Source organism: Streptomyces hokutonensis, from assembly GCF_000376565.1.
In the GTDB taxonomy this organism is placed as follows: Bacteria; Actinomycetota; Actinomycetes; order Streptomycetales; family Streptomycetaceae; genus Streptomyces; species Streptomyces hokutonensis.
In genome coordinates this window covers 21,367-37,818 of sequence record NZ_BARG01000021.1, presented here as the reverse complement: position 1 = coordinate 37,818, position 16,452 = coordinate 21,367, and the positions used below count along the sequence as shown (strand labels likewise).

Annotated in this window: 12 protein-coding genes; 5 read left to right on the top strand and 7 right to left on the bottom strand. The window is 68.0% G+C overall.

Annotated elements, in window-relative coordinates; all coding sequences use genetic code 11:
- Positions 1-5 precede the first annotated feature (5 nt).
- Together SSP08S_RS10210 and SSP08S_RS10205 are read right to left on the bottom strand one after the other, a co-directional pair.
- Positions 6-4,319: a DUF6531 domain-containing protein gene (locus tag SSP08S_RS10210; protein WP_019067487.1), complete on the bottom strand. Its 4,314-nt coding sequence runs from the start codon at positions 4,317-4,319 to the stop codon at positions 6-8.
- Positions 4,303-4,665, bottom strand: coding sequence for a hypothetical protein (locus SSP08S_RS10205; protein ID WP_019067486.1), 363 nt, complete (start codon positions 4,663-4,665; stop codon positions 4,303-4,305). Before SSP08S_RS10205 ends, SSP08S_RS10210 begins: the two co-directional genes overlap by 17 nt.
- Positions 4,666-4,867: 202 nt before the next feature.
- Between SSP08S_RS10205 and SSP08S_RS10200 the strand changes: the two genes are divergently transcribed.
- The gene (locus SSP08S_RS10200; RefSeq protein WP_019067485.1) at positions 4,868-5,659 is read left to right on the top strand and encodes an HAD family acid phosphatase; all 792 of its coding nucleotides are present in this window, start codon (positions 4,868-4,870) and stop codon (positions 5,657-5,659) included.
- Here SSP08S_RS10200 and SSP08S_RS10195 read toward each other — a convergent pair.
- Entirely contained in the window at positions 5,656-7,881 is a 2,226-nt protein-coding gene (locus SSP08S_RS10195) for a glycoside hydrolase family 43 protein (RefSeq protein WP_019067484.1), read from the bottom strand. The genes SSP08S_RS10200 and SSP08S_RS10195 overlap by 4 nt on opposite strands.
- A gap of 237 nt (positions 7,882-8,118) precedes the next feature.
- Between SSP08S_RS10195 and SSP08S_RS10190 the strand changes: the two genes are divergently transcribed.
- Positions 8,119-9,273, top strand: coding sequence for a right-handed parallel beta-helix repeat-containing protein (locus SSP08S_RS10190; protein ID WP_019067483.1), 1,155 nt, complete (start codon positions 8,119-8,121; stop codon positions 9,271-9,273).
- Between the two features lie 60 nt (positions 9,274-9,333).
- Here SSP08S_RS10190 and SSP08S_RS10185 read toward each other — a convergent pair whose 3' ends face one another.
- Positions 9,334-9,837 carry an NUDIX hydrolase gene (locus SSP08S_RS10185; protein WP_158697157.1) on the bottom strand — a complete coding sequence of 168 codons (504 nt, stop codon included), beginning with the start codon at positions 9,835-9,837 and terminating at the stop codon, positions 9,334-9,336.
- A gap of 55 nt (positions 9,838-9,892) precedes the next feature.
- On the opposite strand from SSP08S_RS10185, the gene SSP08S_RS10180 reads away from it, so the two are divergent.
- Both SSP08S_RS10180 and SSP08S_RS10175 read left to right on the top strand, forming a co-directional pair.
- Positions 9,893-10,837, top strand: coding sequence for a MerR family transcriptional regulator (locus tag SSP08S_RS10180; RefSeq protein WP_019067481.1), 945 nt, complete (start codon positions 9,893-9,895; stop codon positions 10,835-10,837).
- A 54-nt stretch (positions 10,838-10,891) separates the two neighbouring features.
- The gene (locus SSP08S_RS10175) at positions 10,892-11,461 is read left to right on the top strand and encodes a GNAT family N-acetyltransferase (RefSeq protein WP_019067480.1); all 570 of its coding nucleotides are present in this window, start codon (positions 10,892-10,894) and stop codon (positions 11,459-11,461) included.
- Between the two features lie 74 nt (positions 11,462-11,535).
- On the opposite strand, the gene SSP08S_RS10170 is transcribed toward SSP08S_RS10175, so the two are convergent.
- The 3 genes from SSP08S_RS10170 to SSP08S_RS10160 all read right to left on the bottom strand — a co-directional run bounded on the left by SSP08S_RS10170 (position 11,536) and on the right by SSP08S_RS10160 (position 14,728).
- On the bottom strand, positions 11,536-13,218 hold the full coding sequence (locus tag SSP08S_RS10170) for a rhamnogalacturonan lyase B N-terminal domain-containing protein (protein WP_019067479.1): 1,683 nt from the start codon (positions 13,216-13,218) through the stop codon (positions 11,536-11,538).
- 92 nt (positions 13,219-13,310) lie between these two features.
- Positions 13,311-14,165, bottom strand: a complete 855-nt coding sequence (locus tag SSP08S_RS10165; RefSeq protein WP_019067478.1) for a hypothetical protein — start codon at positions 14,163-14,165, stop codon at positions 13,311-13,313.
- Positions 14,162-14,728 carry a SigE family RNA polymerase sigma factor gene (locus tag SSP08S_RS10160; protein ID WP_019067477.1) on the bottom strand — a complete coding sequence of 189 codons (567 nt, stop codon included), beginning with the start codon at positions 14,726-14,728 and terminating at the stop codon, positions 14,162-14,164. The genes SSP08S_RS10165 and SSP08S_RS10160 overlap by 4 nt, the downstream gene beginning before the upstream one ends.
- Positions 14,729-14,972: 244 nt before the next feature.
- On the opposite strand from SSP08S_RS10160, the gene SSP08S_RS10155 reads away from it, so the two are divergent.
- The gene (locus tag SSP08S_RS10155; protein WP_019067476.1) at positions 14,973-16,424 is read left to right on the top strand and encodes an NCS2 family permease; all 1,452 of its coding nucleotides are present in this window, start codon (positions 14,973-14,975) and stop codon (positions 16,422-16,424) included.
- Positions 16,425-16,452 lie beyond the last annotated feature (28 nt).

Sequence of the window (16,452 nt, the reverse complement as noted above, 5' to 3'; positions counted from 1 at the left end):
CGTACTCACTTCTTCACGATCGGAAACGCTGTTTTGTAGGATCCGTCGGGTTTGGGCACCAACCTCGCGTAGTTGGCCTCCACAATCTCACCGTTGGGCATGATGACCTGCCCCATTCCCTTCGGGAGCGCGACCTCACGCACTCCGCCCTCGGGGTCGTGCTGCGCCTTGAGGAAGTCCAGAGCCTTGTCGTTGTCCAGCCACTGTCCTTGTGAATTCCCCGTGGTGCGTGCGCGGTCGGTCAGACTCTTCGTGTTCTTCGCGCCTGCTCCGTGCTCGCTGAAGGTGTGCCCGAAGGTCGGTCGACTGCGGGCGTTCCAATTCAGTTCGTCAGTCGGAATCTTCTTGCAGGCGAGCCCCAACGGGTCGAGCCAGGCGAAGGGGTTGGACGCGTACGCGTAGTGGTTGGGATGAGGATCGAGACCGAGCGGATCGGCCGAGATGAATCCTCCCGTCTCCGGATCGAAGTACCGGAAGACGTTGTAATGCAGACCGGTCTCGGAATCCGCGTACTGGCCGGGGAAACGCAACGGGCAGTCCACCGGCACCTCGCCGTAGGGCACCGACGGCAGCCCCGTCCCCCACACAGAGGTACGCCGCTGCCACGCGACCCGGCCGTCGGGAGTGATCAACTCGGCAGGCGTGCCGACCGGATCGGTGACGATCACGTGGAAGCGGGTGTCGTCGCCGGCTGTCGTCTCCTCGGCCAGCCGGGCGAGGAACGAAGTCCCGGGTCGGACAGCCGTCGGCCGGTGATCCGTCTGGGCGAGAGGACGGTCGGTGTCCGGCGCGTAGTCCCAGGTGATGGCCCTGCCGTCCGGGCCGGTCTGCTCGGCAATCCGGGAGTCGTCCCAGGAAAAGTCGACGCGGTCGGTCTCGGTCCCGTCCTCCCTTACCCGATGCTTGGAGATACGGCGCCCGAACGGGTCGTAGGCGTAACGCCAACGATCCCCTTCCGGGGTGACCACCTCGGTGAGCCTGTCCTCCGCGTTCCAGTCGTACGACCAAGCGCGTGTCCGGCCGTCGAGGAGCTTGAGCCTCTTGCCCACCAGGCGGCCCTGGGCGTCGTGTTCGTAAGTGGTGCGCCCCGCGCCACGGACGAGCGTGCCGTCGAACTCGCGCTCGCCGGGGGAACCGTGCCCAGGTGCCTGCGCCGACACGATGTTCCCGGCGGGGTCGTACGCGTAGGTCTCCGTCCAGCCGTGAGCGTGCACCCCGGTGACCCGGCCCATGCCGTCCAGGACGAAGTGGCGGGTGCCGGAGGTCAGTTCGCGGATCTCGGTGAGGTAGCCGTCGGCCCGGTAGGCATAGGTGCGGTGCTGAAGCAGTCGGTCGGCCCCGGCCGTGGCGGACGGTGATGCCACCGTCTGTGTGGTCAGACGACCGGCCGCGCTCCAGCTCTGGGTGAGAGAGACGGCGTCGCCGACGCGCCGCTCGGTCTCACGGCCCGCCGCGTCGTAGAGGAGAGTCAACTCCCTTTCGGCGGTGCGAAGTCCGGTTGCCCGCCCGGCCGGATCGTATGTCCAGTCGGAGACCAGCCCGGACGGCGTCACGCGTCGAGTGCGCTGCCCGAGGGCGTCGTATTCGAAGGTGGTCGTCCGGCCGTTGACGGTCTCCGAGACGACCCGGCCGAGTGGATCTCGGCCTACCACCACCTCGGCGTCCCTGTTGCCGGCCCGACTCAGCCTTCCGCCCGTGTCGTACGCGTACGTGCTGATGTCGCCGGACGCCTCGTCGCGCTGCTCCACCACACGTCCCAGGGGACCGCGGGTGAAGCGCAGCGACTGCCCGGCCCCGTTCGTACGGCAGTTCAGCCGCCCAGTCGCGTCATGCGCATACGTCAACGTCCGCCCGTTGAAGTCGGTCTCCGCGGTCAGCCGGCCGGCCTCGTCGTACGTGTACGACCACGTCCGCCCCTGCGGATTGGTCACTCCCGTCAGCCGCAGCTCCGTGTCGTACGCGAACTCGTACCGCGCCCCGTCCGGGTCGGTCCGCGAGGCAGGCACGTCGAAGTGGGTGGCGGAGTGGTGGGTGACATTGCCCGCCGCGTCGGTGTGGACGCTCAGGTTGCCCTCCGCGTCCCACGTCCACGACTCCCTTGCCCCGTCCGCCAGTTCACGCCAGGACGGCTTGCCCTCCGGGGTCCAGCCCATGTGGGTGGTGTGGCCCAGCGGGTCGGTGATCGCGGTGATCCGGCCGAAGGAGTCGCGGCGGAGCGAGGTCGTGTGGCCCAACTCGTCGGTCAGGGACACCGGGAGACCGGCCGCGTCGTACGCGACCGTCCGGGTGTGGCCGAGCGCGTTGGTGATCGAGGTCGGCCGGCCCGACGCGTCGTACGCGTAGCGGGTCTCAGCGCCCGTCGGCTCGACCGTCGCCAGCGGGTTGCCGCGCTCGTCGTAGGTATGCCGCCACACCGCCCCGCCGGGCTCCACGACCTCCGTCGGCAGGCCGAGCGCGTTGTACTCGGCCCGCGTCAACGACCCGTCGGGCAGGGTGAGTTCGGTGAGGTTGCCGGCGTCGTCGTAGGCGTACCGGGTCGTGTGGCCCAGCGGGTCGGTGACCGAGACGGGGCGGGAACCGTACTCGTCCCACCGGGTGCGGGTTACGTTGCCGAGCGGGTCGGTCTCCTCCTCGACCAGGCCCTCCGCGTTGTGGCGGTGGGTGGAGACGCGGCCCTGCGAGTCGGTGTACGTCGTCGTGCGTGACGTGTCGTCGTAGGTCAGCGTGCCGGACAGGATGCCGTCGACGCCCTCGGTGCGCACGACCCGGCCGTGCTCGTCGTAGACGTAGGCGAACCAAGTGCCGTTGCGGTCTGTCCACTTGGTGACCCGGCCCTGCTCGTCGTACGCGAACCGCAGAGGTTCCCCACTGGAGTTGACGACCTCCGTGAGGTTGCCGGCGCCGTCGTAGCCGTAGCGCATCACGACCGTGCCCTCGCCCACCGGGCCCTCGGGGCCGTAGCGCGAGGGGGGTTCGTCGAGCAGGCGCAGCGCGGTGATGCGGGGGCCCGTCGTGTCGACGGCGACGTAGTAGCCGCCCGAGTGGCGGAGCCCGAACGGCACGCCCTCGTCGTCGCGTTCCACGTCGACGCGGTGGCCGTTGCGGTCGCTCCAGGAGTCCAGCGCGAGGTGGAAGACGCCGAAGGTGGGGGAGGGGACCGGGGCGGCGAACGTGCGGACGACTCCCGTCGCCGGGTCGGTGACCGTCATCGCGCTGTCCGGCTTGCCGTCCCACTCCAGCGGCCAGCGCACACCCTTCACCGGCATCGTCGGCACGCCCGCTTCGGGCACCGGGTAGACCAGGCGCATGCCGTCCGCCGCGGCGAACACCACGCCCTCGCCGTCGATCTGGAGGCATTCGTCGAGGGTGGAGATCCAGGTCGGGCCGAAGCAGACGCCACCGCGGTAGGAGGACAGGTGGGTGCGGGTGAACTCCAGCGGCAGGCTCCCCGGCAGCGCCAGGTCCGTCGCCGTCATCAGCATCGCACCGGTGGCCACGTCGATCGGCTCGCCCACGCAGGGGGTGCGGTCGGCGTTGCGGGCCGCCGGGCCCAGCTCCACCAGGTCGGGGCGGAGCGACGGCGGTCGTAGCAACAGCGGGGTGGTGTCGCTGAACGCGCCCTCGATGCCCGCCTTGACGACCCCGCCGCCGGCGCCCAGCGCGCCGCCGAAGAGCATGCCGTCCTGGGCGGCCTGGTTGACCTCGTCGAGGCTGAAGCCCTGCTGCAGACCGGTCGCGATCTTCAGTGGCTGGGCGACGGCCAGGTCGACGGTCACCGACTCGATCCCGCCGAACGCGGCGGCGACCAGCGTGCCCCCGGCGATCTCGGCGATCGTCGTGGAGACCGCGACACCGAGGCCGGCACCGAACTCGATGACCAGGTCGGCCGCCGCGACCGCCGCGCCGGAGGCCAGGCCCGCGGTGAAGAACGCCAGCGCCACCCCGCCCGCGATCACGGCCGCGTCGATGCCGATCTGCGTCCAGAGCTTGTTGATGGCGTCGTCGATCGCGTCGGCGAACTTCTCCAGCGCGGTGGCCATTTCACGCCCGGAGTCGGCGAGGTCCTTCAGCCAGCCGCTGTCCTTGTCCTTGGCGTAGCGGTCCCAGAACTTGCCGAACGCCTCGATCGACTCACCCGTGTTGTTGTGGATGATCGACGACGCGCTCTGGTTGACCGGGCCGCGCACATCGTCGACGGCACCCGCGAACGTACGCCAGGCCGTCGCCGCCGACCGCAGCTTCCCCGAGTCGGCCTCCGGCCACCACAGGCCCAGATGCAGCAGGATCTTCCGGGCCTCGTCCTCAACGCTCACCGGCACCGTCCGCCTTGGTGACCTTCACTTCGGTGAACATCCCGGCGATCAACTCGTCGTTGTCCACATGCCCGTCCGCCATGTCCACCATGGCCTCGTGAATGCTCGTCAGCCCGAGCACCAGCGTGCCCGCCGCGCTCTCGATCTTCTTCTGCAGCGGCTTGTAGGAGTCCCCGAACTCCTTGCCCTGCTTGTCATTCCCCCACGGCTCGCCCAGCCCGTCGAGGGACTTCACCAGCGCGGTCAGCGCCTTGCCCAGGTCAACTGCCGCCGTCTGGAAGTCCGGTGCCGCCCGCTTGATGTCGGCGGTCTTAATATCGAGAACCTTGGCCGGATCCTTGCCGTCACCCATCGCGCGTTCCCCCGTTCGCAGTCGCGTCCACGACGGTAGGGGAAGCCGATCAAGAGGAGGTCAAGTGGGCCCCAAGGAAGGGTAATTCCCCACCCTGTGGGTTATGTATCGATCGGATAAAGACCCTCACCCCCATGGTGTGATGCGCGTAGACAGTCCCTGACCTGGTGCATCACCCCAAACAACCAGATCCGGAGATTCCATGCGGAAGTCCCTCAGAGCGGCCGCCGTCGGCGCCGCCTGTGTCGTCGCCGGTGCGGCCCTCTACGTCACGGGCGTCGCCACGGCCGGTCAGTCGACGGCCAACTCGACCCACGAGCCGTACAACATCGGCCTGTTGACGAAGGACATCGACACCTACTACGGCACCACGCTCGACGCCAACGGCGTCTACCAGGCCTCGGCGACCAGCCCCTACGCCAAGGACCTGGCGCGCATCGACGCGTCCGCCAAGAAGTACATCGACGAGGCCGTCCGCAAGCACCACAAGGGCGCCAAGCCCGCGGTCGTCTTCGACATCGACGACACGCTGCTGCTCAGCCTCGACTACGAGAAGAAGAACAACTACGGCTACAGCTCGGCCACTTGGGCCACCTACGTCGCCCAGGCCAACCGCCCGGAGGTCTTCGGCACCCCCGAGCTGGTCAAGTACGCCGCGTCCAAGGGCGTCACGGTCTTCTACAACTCGGGCCTGAAGGAGTCGCAGCGCACCTACGCGGTCGACAACCTGAAGAAGGTCGGCGCGGACGTCAACCTCGACGCCGACCACATGTTCCTCAAGGACACGGCCAACCCGCCGGCGTACCTGAGCGACTGCGCCACCGTGACGGCCTGGACCTGCACCACCGTGCAGTACAAGTCCGGCACCCGGAAGCACATCGAGGACCTCGGGTACAACATCATCGCCAACTTCGGCGACCAGTACTCGGACCTCGACGGGGGCTACGCCGACAAGACGTACAAGATCCCGAACCCGACGTACTTCGTCAGCTAGTTCGTACGTGTTGTCGGTCGGGGGCTGATCGACCCGAGGGTGGGCACCACCGGCAGGATCGTTCCGTCCGCCGCGAACCGCAGGCGGTCGATCGTGGTCTCCCGGTGCGTGCCGTCCCCACCAGGCCTTCCTGGCCCGTTCAGGGCGAACCGGTGATAGACGATGTACCAGTCGTCGGTCCCCGGGGCGTTCACTACGGAGTGGTGGCCGGTGCCCAGGACGCCGTACTCGGGGTTCTTGGACAGAATCGTGCCCCGCTCGGTCCACGGACCGAGCGGGGACGGTCCCGTCGCGTAGGCCACGTGGTAGTTCTCGCTGCGGGTGTCGTCCTCGGACCACATGAAGTAGTACGTGCCCTTGCGCTTCACCACGAAGGACCCCTCACGGAAGTCGCCCGTCGTGATGTCCTTCACCTTCGCCGCGTCGTACGACGTCATGTCGGCGTTCAACGGCACCACGTACGCGTGCCCGTTGCCCCAGTAGAGATACGACTGCCCGTCGTCGTCGGTGAAGACGGCCGGGTCGATCATCTGGCCTGCGAACTGGCCTTTCCGCACGAGGGGTTGACCCAGCACGTCCTTGAAGGGGCCTGCGGGCGAGTCCGCCACCGCGACCCCGATCTGTTGCTCGGCGCAGAAGTAGAAGTAGTACTTCCCGTCGCGCTCCGCGACCGCCGGTGCCCACGCGTTCTTGTCGGCCCAGGAGACGTCAGGGCCCAGGTCGAGGACGACTCCATGGTCCTGCCAGTTGACCAAGTCCCTTGAGGAGTACGCCTTGAAGCTCGTCCCGCCCCAGTTCGCGTAGCCGTCGCTCGTCGGGTAGATCCAGTACTGGCCGTCGAGATAGTGCACGTCCGGGTCGGCGGTCAGCCCCGGCAGCACGGGACTTCGCGTCGGTACCGCCTCCACCGTCCAGGTCCGGCTCGTCCCGTCCGCGGCCGTGACTGTGTAGGTCTGCGGTGTACGGAAGTCACGTCGGCCACCGGACGGCGGGTTGATTTTCGCCCCCGCGCCCACGGTCAGCGTCGGCGCCAAGTGCCGCAGATCCGCGCCGGGTTGCATCGGCAGCACTACCTTCGACGAGGCCTCCGTGACGATCGCGTACCCCTTCTGCCCGTGCGCCGTCGCGTCCACGACCGACGTCGCGGTCGCCGGATACGCGGCCAGCAGCCGGTCGTACTCCACCTGAGTCACGGGAAGTACCGTGCCGTGCCGGGGACTTGCGGGGAGCTGGTAGTCCGTGGACGGGGTCCACCGGCCGGAGTCGAGGTCGGTCGTCTCGAAGGGGACGTAGCCGCGCAGCCCGTACTCGTCGACGAACAGGTACCACTTCTTCTCGGTGTTGGACTTGAACACAGTCGGGCCTTCGCCCCGCTCGATCGCACCGCTGCCTATGCACTCGGAGACGAAGTCGTACGACGTGGAGGTCAGCGAGGTCGACTTCTCGCCGGTGATGAACTTCGAGCAGGGGGAGCTGGAGGACGGGTCGCGCTCGTCCTTGGTGTAGCGGTAGTAAGTGTCCTTGTACTTCACGACAGTTGAGTCGATTACCGAGTAGCCCGGGTCGTCCCAGACCTTCGGCGCGCTGAAGGTGCGGAAGTCCTTCGTCGTCGCGTACATCATGCGGTTGTACGTCGAGCCGGTGTGGTCGGGGTCGTCGTCGGCGTACAGCTTCGACGCCCAGAAGACGACGTACTCACCGAGCGAGTCGTCCCAATAGGCCTCCGGCGCCCAGGTGTTGCCCGCGTTGTCCGGGGCCACCTTCACCAGCCGCTGGTCGGTCCAGTGGACCAGGTCGGTCGACTCCCAGATCATCACGGACTTGCTGCCGTGCCGCTGGACGTCGTCCCAACTCCCGCTGCTGTTCCGGTACATGCGCAGGTCGGTGGCGATCAGGTAGAACTTGTCGCCCTTCGGCGAGCGGATCACGAACGGGTCGCGCAGCCCCTTCTCGCCGATCGTCGAGGTCAGCACCGGCTTGCCCTGGTTCAACTCCCGCCAGTGCAGCGGGTCGTTGCCACGGCTGAGGGCGTAGCGGATCTGCTCGCCGTCGGCGGTGCCCTCGCCGGTGAAGTAGGCGAAGAGATAGCCGGCGTACTGGGGGTGGGTCACGGGCGGTGCTCCTGAGTGCGCGGTACTTGGCGGGGCGGCGAGCAGGCTGAGGAGGAGGGTGACAAGGGCCAGGAAGGGGAGCAGGAGGGCGCGGGCGGTGCGGGGTCGCATGGTACATCCTGTGGGGGTGTGGGGGATTCTGTTGAATGGCTGTGCCTTCGGAGTGTCACCAGTGGGGTGCGGTGCGTCAATCGGTGCGGGTGGGGCCGGGCTGATCGAAAGTTTCGGTCCGCTCCCCGTGAGCCGGGGCAACCTTTCCGGCCACGGCGGCGACCAGGAACCAGAAACGGGCCGGGGCGGCCCCTCCGGCCCGTTTCGTCCTCGTCATCCAGGAAAGGAACCAACGCCGTGCGTACGAGCACCGGACGCCACCGCAGGACCCGCACCCTCTCGATCGCCGCCGCGGTGGCCGTCGCCGCGGGGGCGGGCGGCGTCTACCTCGGCCTCAACAGCGGTGGCGCACAAGCCGCTTCGTCGACGGTCACCGTGTCCACCACCGCCCAGCTGGAGTCGGCCGTAGCCAACGCCACGGCGGGGACGGTCATCCAGGTCCGCGCCGGCACCTACACCCCGGCCGCGACCCTCAAGTCCACGGCGAACGGCACGAGTTCGGCCCGGATCACGCTGGAGCCGTACGGCACGGAGAAGGTGAAGATCGACGGCTCCAAGCTCCCGGCCGGCCAGTGGCTGGCCGGCATCTACGGCGACTACTGGACCGTCCAGAACCTGACCTTCCAGAACTCCCCGGCCCAGGGCTTCGTAGCCACGTCCTCCGTCGGCGGCATCTTCAAGAACCTGGTCACGGCGAACAACGGCGACTCGGGCTTCACCCTGCGCGGCGACGGCACGACGAACAACCTCGTGCAGAACCTGGACAGTTACGGCAACTACGATGCCGCCGGGCACGGCCAGAACGCCGACGGCATAGCCATCAAGTTCGGCTCCGGAACCGGCAACAAGGTCACCGGCGCCCGCCTCTACAACAACTCCGACGACGGCCTCGACCTGTGGCAGTTCTCCTCACCGGTCACCATCGACCACTCCTGGGCCTTCGGCAACGGCAAGAACCGCTGGAACGACTCCGCCTTCGAGGGCAACGGCAACGGCTTCAAACTCGGCGGCGGAGGCGTCGCGGTCGCCCACGTTGTCAACGACAACGCCGCCTGGGACAACAGCCTCAACGGCTTCACCGAGAACTCCAACACCGGCGCGATCATCCTCAACCGCAACACCGCGTACGCGAACACGGCGGCGGGCTTCTTCTTCGCCACGAGCAAGTCCCGCCTCGCCCGCAACCTGGCGGTCGCCAACAAGGGGGGCCTGGACAAGCTGGGTTCGGGGACGGTGTCCGCGGCGAACAACTGGGACGGCGGCGTCACGACTCCGTCCTTCAAGTCTGTGGACGCTACGACGGCGTACGGGGCGCGGTCGTCGAGTGGGACGCTGCCGGCGACGATGTTTCTGACTACGGGGTCTACGGCTATCGGGGCGACGATGGACTGAGGTGACGCGGGTCGAGGCTCCGGTCGGTGCGAGTCGACCGGAGCGTGAGTGATGTGGCGGTCAGAGGTCGTGGAGGGCAGCTTCGGCGAACAGTCGGCGGTAGAAGGGGCCGAGGCCGTCGGGGACGGCCACGGACTGGAACACCTCCTCCGCCGGCAGAAGGCGGCGGTGCGCCATCTCGAACCGTGGGTCCCACGGAGCCAGACGCACCTCTGCTCGCCACATCGACCGGACCAGCACCAGCCCTTCCTCCGGGCCGCGCACACAGATGCCCCGGCTGAACCCGAGGAGTCGGCAGTCGGTCACCTCGGCGCAGGCCTCCTCACCGACCTCGCGGCGCATCGTGTCGACCCACTGCTCCTGGCCCTCAGGGCGACCGGCGGGCAGGCCCCACCGCTGTCCGTCCGGGCTGACCACGACGATTCGACCATCGGCGACGCATACTGCCTCCGCGCCGTGCGGCCTACCCGGCGGCGCGTCAGAAGGCGGATACCACGCAACGCGCCATTCCTGACCGTTGATGGATGCGGTGACGTAGGCGCCGTTCTCAGCGATGTCGTTCATGGCTCCGTTCCAGTGCACTTGAGTCTCCAGTAAGGGGAGACGTAAGGGTGGGGACATGGACGGCGACACGCTCTACTCGATCGGCGAGCTGGCTCGGCTGACCGGGCTCACGGTCAAGACGATCCGGTTCTACTCCGATCGCGGAATCGTGGCGCCGACGGACCGCAGCCCCGCAGGTTACCGGCTCTACGACATCGAAGCCGTTGCACGCCTGGACCTTGTAAGGACCCTGCGCGAGCTGGGACTTGACCTCTCCACGATCCGGAAGGTCGTGGACCGGGAGCTCTCGCTGCCCGAGGTTGCCGCGGCGCATGCTGAAGCGCTGGCCGTGCAGATTCGTGTTCTGCGTCTGCGACAGGCGGTGCTGGCGGCGGTGGCCGCGCGGGGGTCTACACCTGAGGAGATGGAACTCATGCATCGGTTGGCTCGGCTGTCCGAGGACGAACGGCGGCGTCTGGTCGGAGAGTTCCTCGACGCGGTCTTTGGTGGCCTTGACGCCGCCGTCCCCGCGTTCGCCGGGGTCAGGCGCTCGATGACTCCCGAGCTGCCCGACAACCCGGATGCGGAACAGGTCCAGGCGTGGGTAGAGTTGGCCGAACTGTCCCTGGATCCAGAATTTCGCGCCTCCGTGCGGCAGTTGGCCGAGGAGCAGGCCGCCGAGCAGGTTCGAAGCGATGCGACGACGGGCCCGCGTCGCGATATCGCCGCCGTCGTCCGTGACCAAGTCGGGCCGGCCCTCGCAGCCGGTATTGAACCGGCCTCATCTCAGGCCGATCCGTTCGTTGCGGCCTTCGCCGCGGACTATGCGCACCTCTTCGACCGCCCCGACGACATCGACCTTCGCCGTCGGCTGGCCGCTCGGCTGGAGCGCGTCAACGACCCCCGCAGGGAGCGGTATCTCCAGCTGCTCGCCGTGGTCAATGGCTGGCCCGCCCCGGAGAGTCTGGCTCCGGCGCTCGACTGGTCCGTTCAGGCTCTGCGTGTCCGGACACCGCTGTGACAGGGCAGACGTGAGACACGGCAGGGCGAAATCGGCGCTGAATATGATCAGTTCATGACTGCTCCCGTCGTACTTCACGTAGCCGCGACGCCCACCGCCCCCGCCCTCGTTCTCCGCCCCTGGCGGCTCGCGGACGTTTCCGCACTGGTCGAGGCGGGCCGGGATCCCCTCTTGCGTCAGTGGATAACTTCCCTCGTCGACAACGAGGTTGACGGGGCGCGGTGGGTGCGGGAGCAGGAGCGGGGTTGGGCAGCGGGGGAGCGGTTCGCGTTCGCCGTTCTTGGGGTCCAAACCGGTTCGGTTCAGGAGCAGTTGGTGGGCAATATGGTTCTCAAGGAGGTCACCCCCGGCAAGTCGGCCGCCGAAGTGGGCTATTGGACCGCCGCACACGCTCGCGGGATGGGAGTGGCACCCCGCGCCCTCGACGCAGTCAGCGACTGGGCCTTCGACACCTTGGCCGCCGACGGGCTGGAGCGGCTCGAACTCCTGCACCAGGTGGACAACTTGGCCTCGTGCCGGGTCGCGGAGAAGGGCCGGTACGAGTTCGACAGGGTTCTGCCCGCCGCGCCGCCCGCCTTCCCTCGTGACGGTCACCTCCACGTGCGGCGGCGCGCGGACCGCTGAGATGCCGAGCCCGATGGACAACGCCCCCGCCGGTCGTCACCGGCGGGGGCGTCGCTCTGCTGACCGAGGGGGGCTCAGGTCAGCAGGTCGATGCAGTCGAACGACGTGCCCGGGCTGAGGTACGCCGAGCCCGTCGAACCACTGACCACGTTGATCTTCAGGACGTTGTACTTCGTCGTGTCCGAACTCCACGCACTGGAAGGGACGTTGAAAACGAAGGTGTGGTTGTTTCCACGGTAGGAACCCGTGGTGAGATCGCGCGTCGAGGGCTGCGTGGGTGGGGTGGGGACAGTCGAAACCCAGTTGTTCACGGTGACTTGGGGGCGGGCGTTGATGTACGCCGTCGTCACGCCGACCCGCAGTGTGTGCGCTGCCGCGGCCTGTGCCGCCGTCAGTTTGAAGTAGACCAGGACGCCGTCGTTCACGTCCTTCCAGATGTACGCCGGGAAGGTCGCCGCCTCGCTTCCGCTCCCGATCGTCACGTTCCCCGTCCACTTCGCAGCCCGCGCGTCGGACGGATGCGCGTACGTCATCAGCTCCGCGTTCTTGAACTCCCCTGGTGTGCCGTCCCAGTTGCCCAGACGCCACACCGCCGCCGCGGTCGACGGGTCACCCGTGATCGTCAGGGTGTGCAGCGACGTCGTACCGCCCGCCGTCACCACTACCGACTGCGTGTGCACCGCGAGTTCGCCCTTGAAGACGGTCAGCGTGTACGTCCCGGGCAGCATCCCTTTGCAGGAGAAGGCGCCGGTGCCGGTCGCGGCCTTCGCCCAGTACTGCGCGTCCGCGTTGGAAAAGCCCACCGTGTAGGGGTACTTGGCGTCCATCCCCTTGAGGCCGACCCCCGCCACCTTCCCGCGGCCCGCCTTGCCCACCCAGCCCGTGATGCCCAGCGAGTCCACCCACGACGTGTCGAGGTTCGCCGCGAAGAGCGAGGACGAGGGCGTCCCGCCGTCCGTGAACGTCACCACGAACGGGCCCTGGAGGCCGAAGCGTTCGGGCTCCGTCTGGGCCTCGTTGTAGTGCAGGATCTCGTACAGGCCCGCCCCGCCCTCGTTCGAGTGGCGCAGCAGGGAGCGGTAGAAGGGGCCGCCGGACGCCTTCTCGTGGTTGGAGCGGACAACCCACAGACCGACCGAGCCCGTCGCGAAGCCGACATGGTCGTAGTCGATGGTCCGCCTGCCCGAGTAGTGCTTGGAGCGGGTCGTGCCGTCGGGGTGCTTCCAGACGTCACCCGCCTCGATGATCGTGTCCGTGGTCGAATCCCAAGCGTCCGAACCGGAGTTGGGGAACACTCCCGGCTTCACCCGCACGATGTAGCGGGTCGCGGTGAAGGACGCGTCCGCCTTGTTCGTCCACAGGTAGACGTTGTTCTCGCCGCTGCGGGCCGCGTACCACTGGGTGATCGGGCCGTGGACCACCTTCACCAGGATCGTCGAACCCGACTGCCTGATGGTGACCGTTGAGGCGCCGAGCCCGGACTCGACATGCGAGTGCTTGCCGCCGTAGCCCTCGTACTCCTTGCCCTTGTAGGCGAGGGACGTGAGATCGCCCGTCGACTTCGAGACCTTGAACACGAGCGAAGCGCCCGTGGTGATCACGTAGTTGGAGCCGTCGTCGGTGTAGCCGAAGGCTGCGGCGGAGGCGGACGAGAGGAGGCCGGTGCCGCCCGCGACGGCCGCGCCGGTGGCGGCGACACCGATCGCGGAGGCCCCGAGCACCCGCCTGCGGGTGAGGTGCTTCTTGTGCGTGCTCAAGGACTTGCTCCGTGTGCTCCGTGCGAGAGGGACCTTGCGCTTCCTTGTCGCCGCCGGAGGAGAAAGGGTTGCCGCCTGTACGAGAATTCCGGTTACGACTTCTGCGCCGCGAAGTCGCCCTTCACGGACAGCTGTTGGCCGGCCGCCGTGCCCGCCGCCGAGTAGCTGTCGTCCTTGGCGTCCCGGCTGCCGCGGTCGTGGTTGTACTGCCCGGCGAAGACCCACTCGCCGACCGCGACCGTACGGCCCTCCTTGAGCACCCAGGTGTAGACCAGGAACCCGTCCTGCTCCGTCACCGTCTGCGTGAAGTCCTGCTCGGGCAGCGAGCGCCAGGCTCCCGCGGAGCTGACCCCGCCGGTCAGCCTGACCTTCAACTGGACGGTGAGGGAGGTGAGTTGCTTGGTTGTTTTGAGGGTGATGTCGCTCTGGGCCCAGAAGTCGTTGCTGCCCGGGTCGATCGAGCCGTCCGACCACAGCGGGCCGTCCTGCGTACCGGAGGCGGGCGGCAGCACGGGCGTGGACGGCGAGGCGGTCGCGGAAGTCGTCGGGGAGGCGCTCGCCCTGGTCGAGCTGTGCGAGGTGCCGGAACCCGAACTCGGCTTCGGAGCAACGGGTTTGACCGGAGTGCGGCTCGTCGCGTCCGGGGACGGCGTGGGTGTCGGGGTCGGTGAGACGGACACCGTCTGCTCGGCGGGGGAGTCGCTCTTCACCGCGGACGCCACCGCGTAGCCGCCGATCGCGAGGACGCTCGCCACCGCCGCCGTCGCGCTGACGACCCGCACCCAGCCGAACACGGGCGGCCGGGTGGCCCGGTGGTCGGGACGCGACTGCGCGGCCATGCCGCGTTCGAGCCGGGCCAGGATGCGCGCCCGGTCGGGCTCGTGGGCCTCGGCCGCCTCGTGCAGCCGGGCGCTCAACTCGTCGTCGTGGACGTCCTGGTGCCTCATCGGTTCCTCCCTCCGGTCTCGCCGCCGCGCGCCATCGCCGCCCGCATCTGCAGTGGAGGGCTCTGCGGGCCGAGCAGGCGCTGCAACTCGGCCATGCCCTTCGACGTCTGGCTCTTAACCGTACCGACGGAAACACCGAGGGCGAGCGCGGTGTCCTTCTCCGACAGATCGAAAGCGTGCCGCAGCACCACACAGGCCCGCTTGCGGAACGGCAGTCTGCGCAGGGCCTCCTGGACGTCGACCACGCCGGCCACGTCCGGGTTCTCGGTCTTCTCCTCGCGCTGTGACCAGAACAGGGCGACCCGCCGCCGCTCGCGCACCGCGCTGCGGATCCGGGTGCGGGCCAGGTTGGCGACGACCCCACGGGCGTAGGCGGCGGGGTGGTCGGCGGCGCGTACCCGGTCCCAGCGGTGCCAGAGCGCGAGCAGCGCGTCGGCCGCGAGATCGTCGGCGGCGTCCGCCTCGCCCGTCAACAGGTGGGCGAGGCGCGACAGTTCGGCGTAGTGGCGTTCGAAGAAGGCGTGGAACTCCACGGAGGCGGCGTCGTCGACGACTGTGCCCACGGCGGACCTCTCCTCGCTGTGGTGTGTGCGTGTCATGTAGATGACACGTGATCATTCGGGGAGGACCCCGACCGGATCGGGAGCGTAGCAGTGATCAACTGAGTGGATTGGTACAGGCCTTCGAACATCGTCTGGCGCGTCGACCCTGATTCCGTAACACGGGGAAAACCTGAAACAGGTTCGACGCGGGAACAATCCAGCCAGCATCCGCGCACCGATCACTGAGGCAACGAGGAGTACCCGCATGTCCGAGTCACAGAAGGTGGCTGACCGGCCAAGTGCCGAACCACCGGCGGCGAACAGCGTCGACCGGTACTTCAAGATCTCCGAACGGGGGTCCACCTTCGGCCGTGAGATACGCGGCGGCTTCGCCACGTTCTTCACGATGGCCTACATCCTCGTCCTGAACCCGATCATCCTGGGCAGCGCCAAGGACAAGTTCGGGCACTCGCTCGACACCGGCCAACTGGTCACCGCCACAGCCCTGGTGGCCTGCGTGATGACGGTCATCATGGGCGTCGGCGGCAATCTGCCCCTCGCCATCGCCGCGGGCCTCGGTCTCAACGCCGTCGTCGCCTTCCAGCTGGCGCCGCTGATGAGCTGGCCCGACGCGATGGGTCTCGTCGTCATCGAGGGCGTTCTGATCTGCGTCCTGGTCCTCACCGGGCTGCGCGAGGCGATCATGAACGCGATCCCGCAGCAGCTCAAGCAGGCCATCGGTGTCGGCATCGGCCTGTTCATCGCCTTCATCGGCTTCGTCGACGCCGGCTTCGTGAGTCGTATACCGGACGCCGCGCAGACCACGGTCCCCGTACAACTCGGCGCCGTCGGCAGACTGACCGGCTGGCCCGTCCTGGTCTTCTGTCTCGGCGTACTGCTGACCATCGCGCTGGTCGCCCGCAAGGTGAAGGGCGCCATCCTGATCAGCATCGTCACGATGACCGTCCTCGCGATCATCATCAACTCCGCCGCCGACATCAAGAGTTGGGGCCTGATGACCCCCAAGGTGCCGGACAAGATCGTGGCCGCGCCCGACTTCGGGCTCATCGGTCACTTCAGCCTGTTCGGGGCCTTCGGCGAGACCAGCGCGATCACCGTGATCCTGCTGATCTTCACGCTGATCCTCTCGGACTTCTTCGACGCCATGGGCACGATCGTGGGTATCAGCGCGGAGGCCGGTCTCCTGGACGACAAGGGACAGGTGCCGAACATCGGTCGCGTCCTGTTCATCGACGGTGCCGCGGCCGTCGCCGGCGGCATCGGGTCCGCCTCCTCCAACACCGCCTACATCGAGTCGGCTTCGGGGGTCGGTGAGGGGTCGCGTACCGGGTTCTCGAACCTGATCACCGGCGGTCTGTTCGGGCTCGCGCTCTTCCTGACCCCGCTGCTGACGATCGTGCCGTTGCAGGCCGCCGCGCCCGCGCTGATCGCGGTCGGGTTCCTGATGATGACCCACGTCAAGCACATCGACTGGGACAAGTACGAGATCGCGATCCCGGCGTTCCTCACGATCGCCGCGATGCCGTTCACGTACTCGATCACCGACGGGATCGGCGCCGGGTTCATCTCGTACGTCGTGATCAAGGCGGTGCTCGGCAAGGCGAAGGAGGTCAACTGGCTGCTGTGGGGAGTGTCCGCGCTGTTCCTCGTGTACTTCGCGATCGACCCCGTGGAGCAGATCCTGGGCGTCAAGTGAACGACGGCCCCGGCCACCCGGCCGGGGC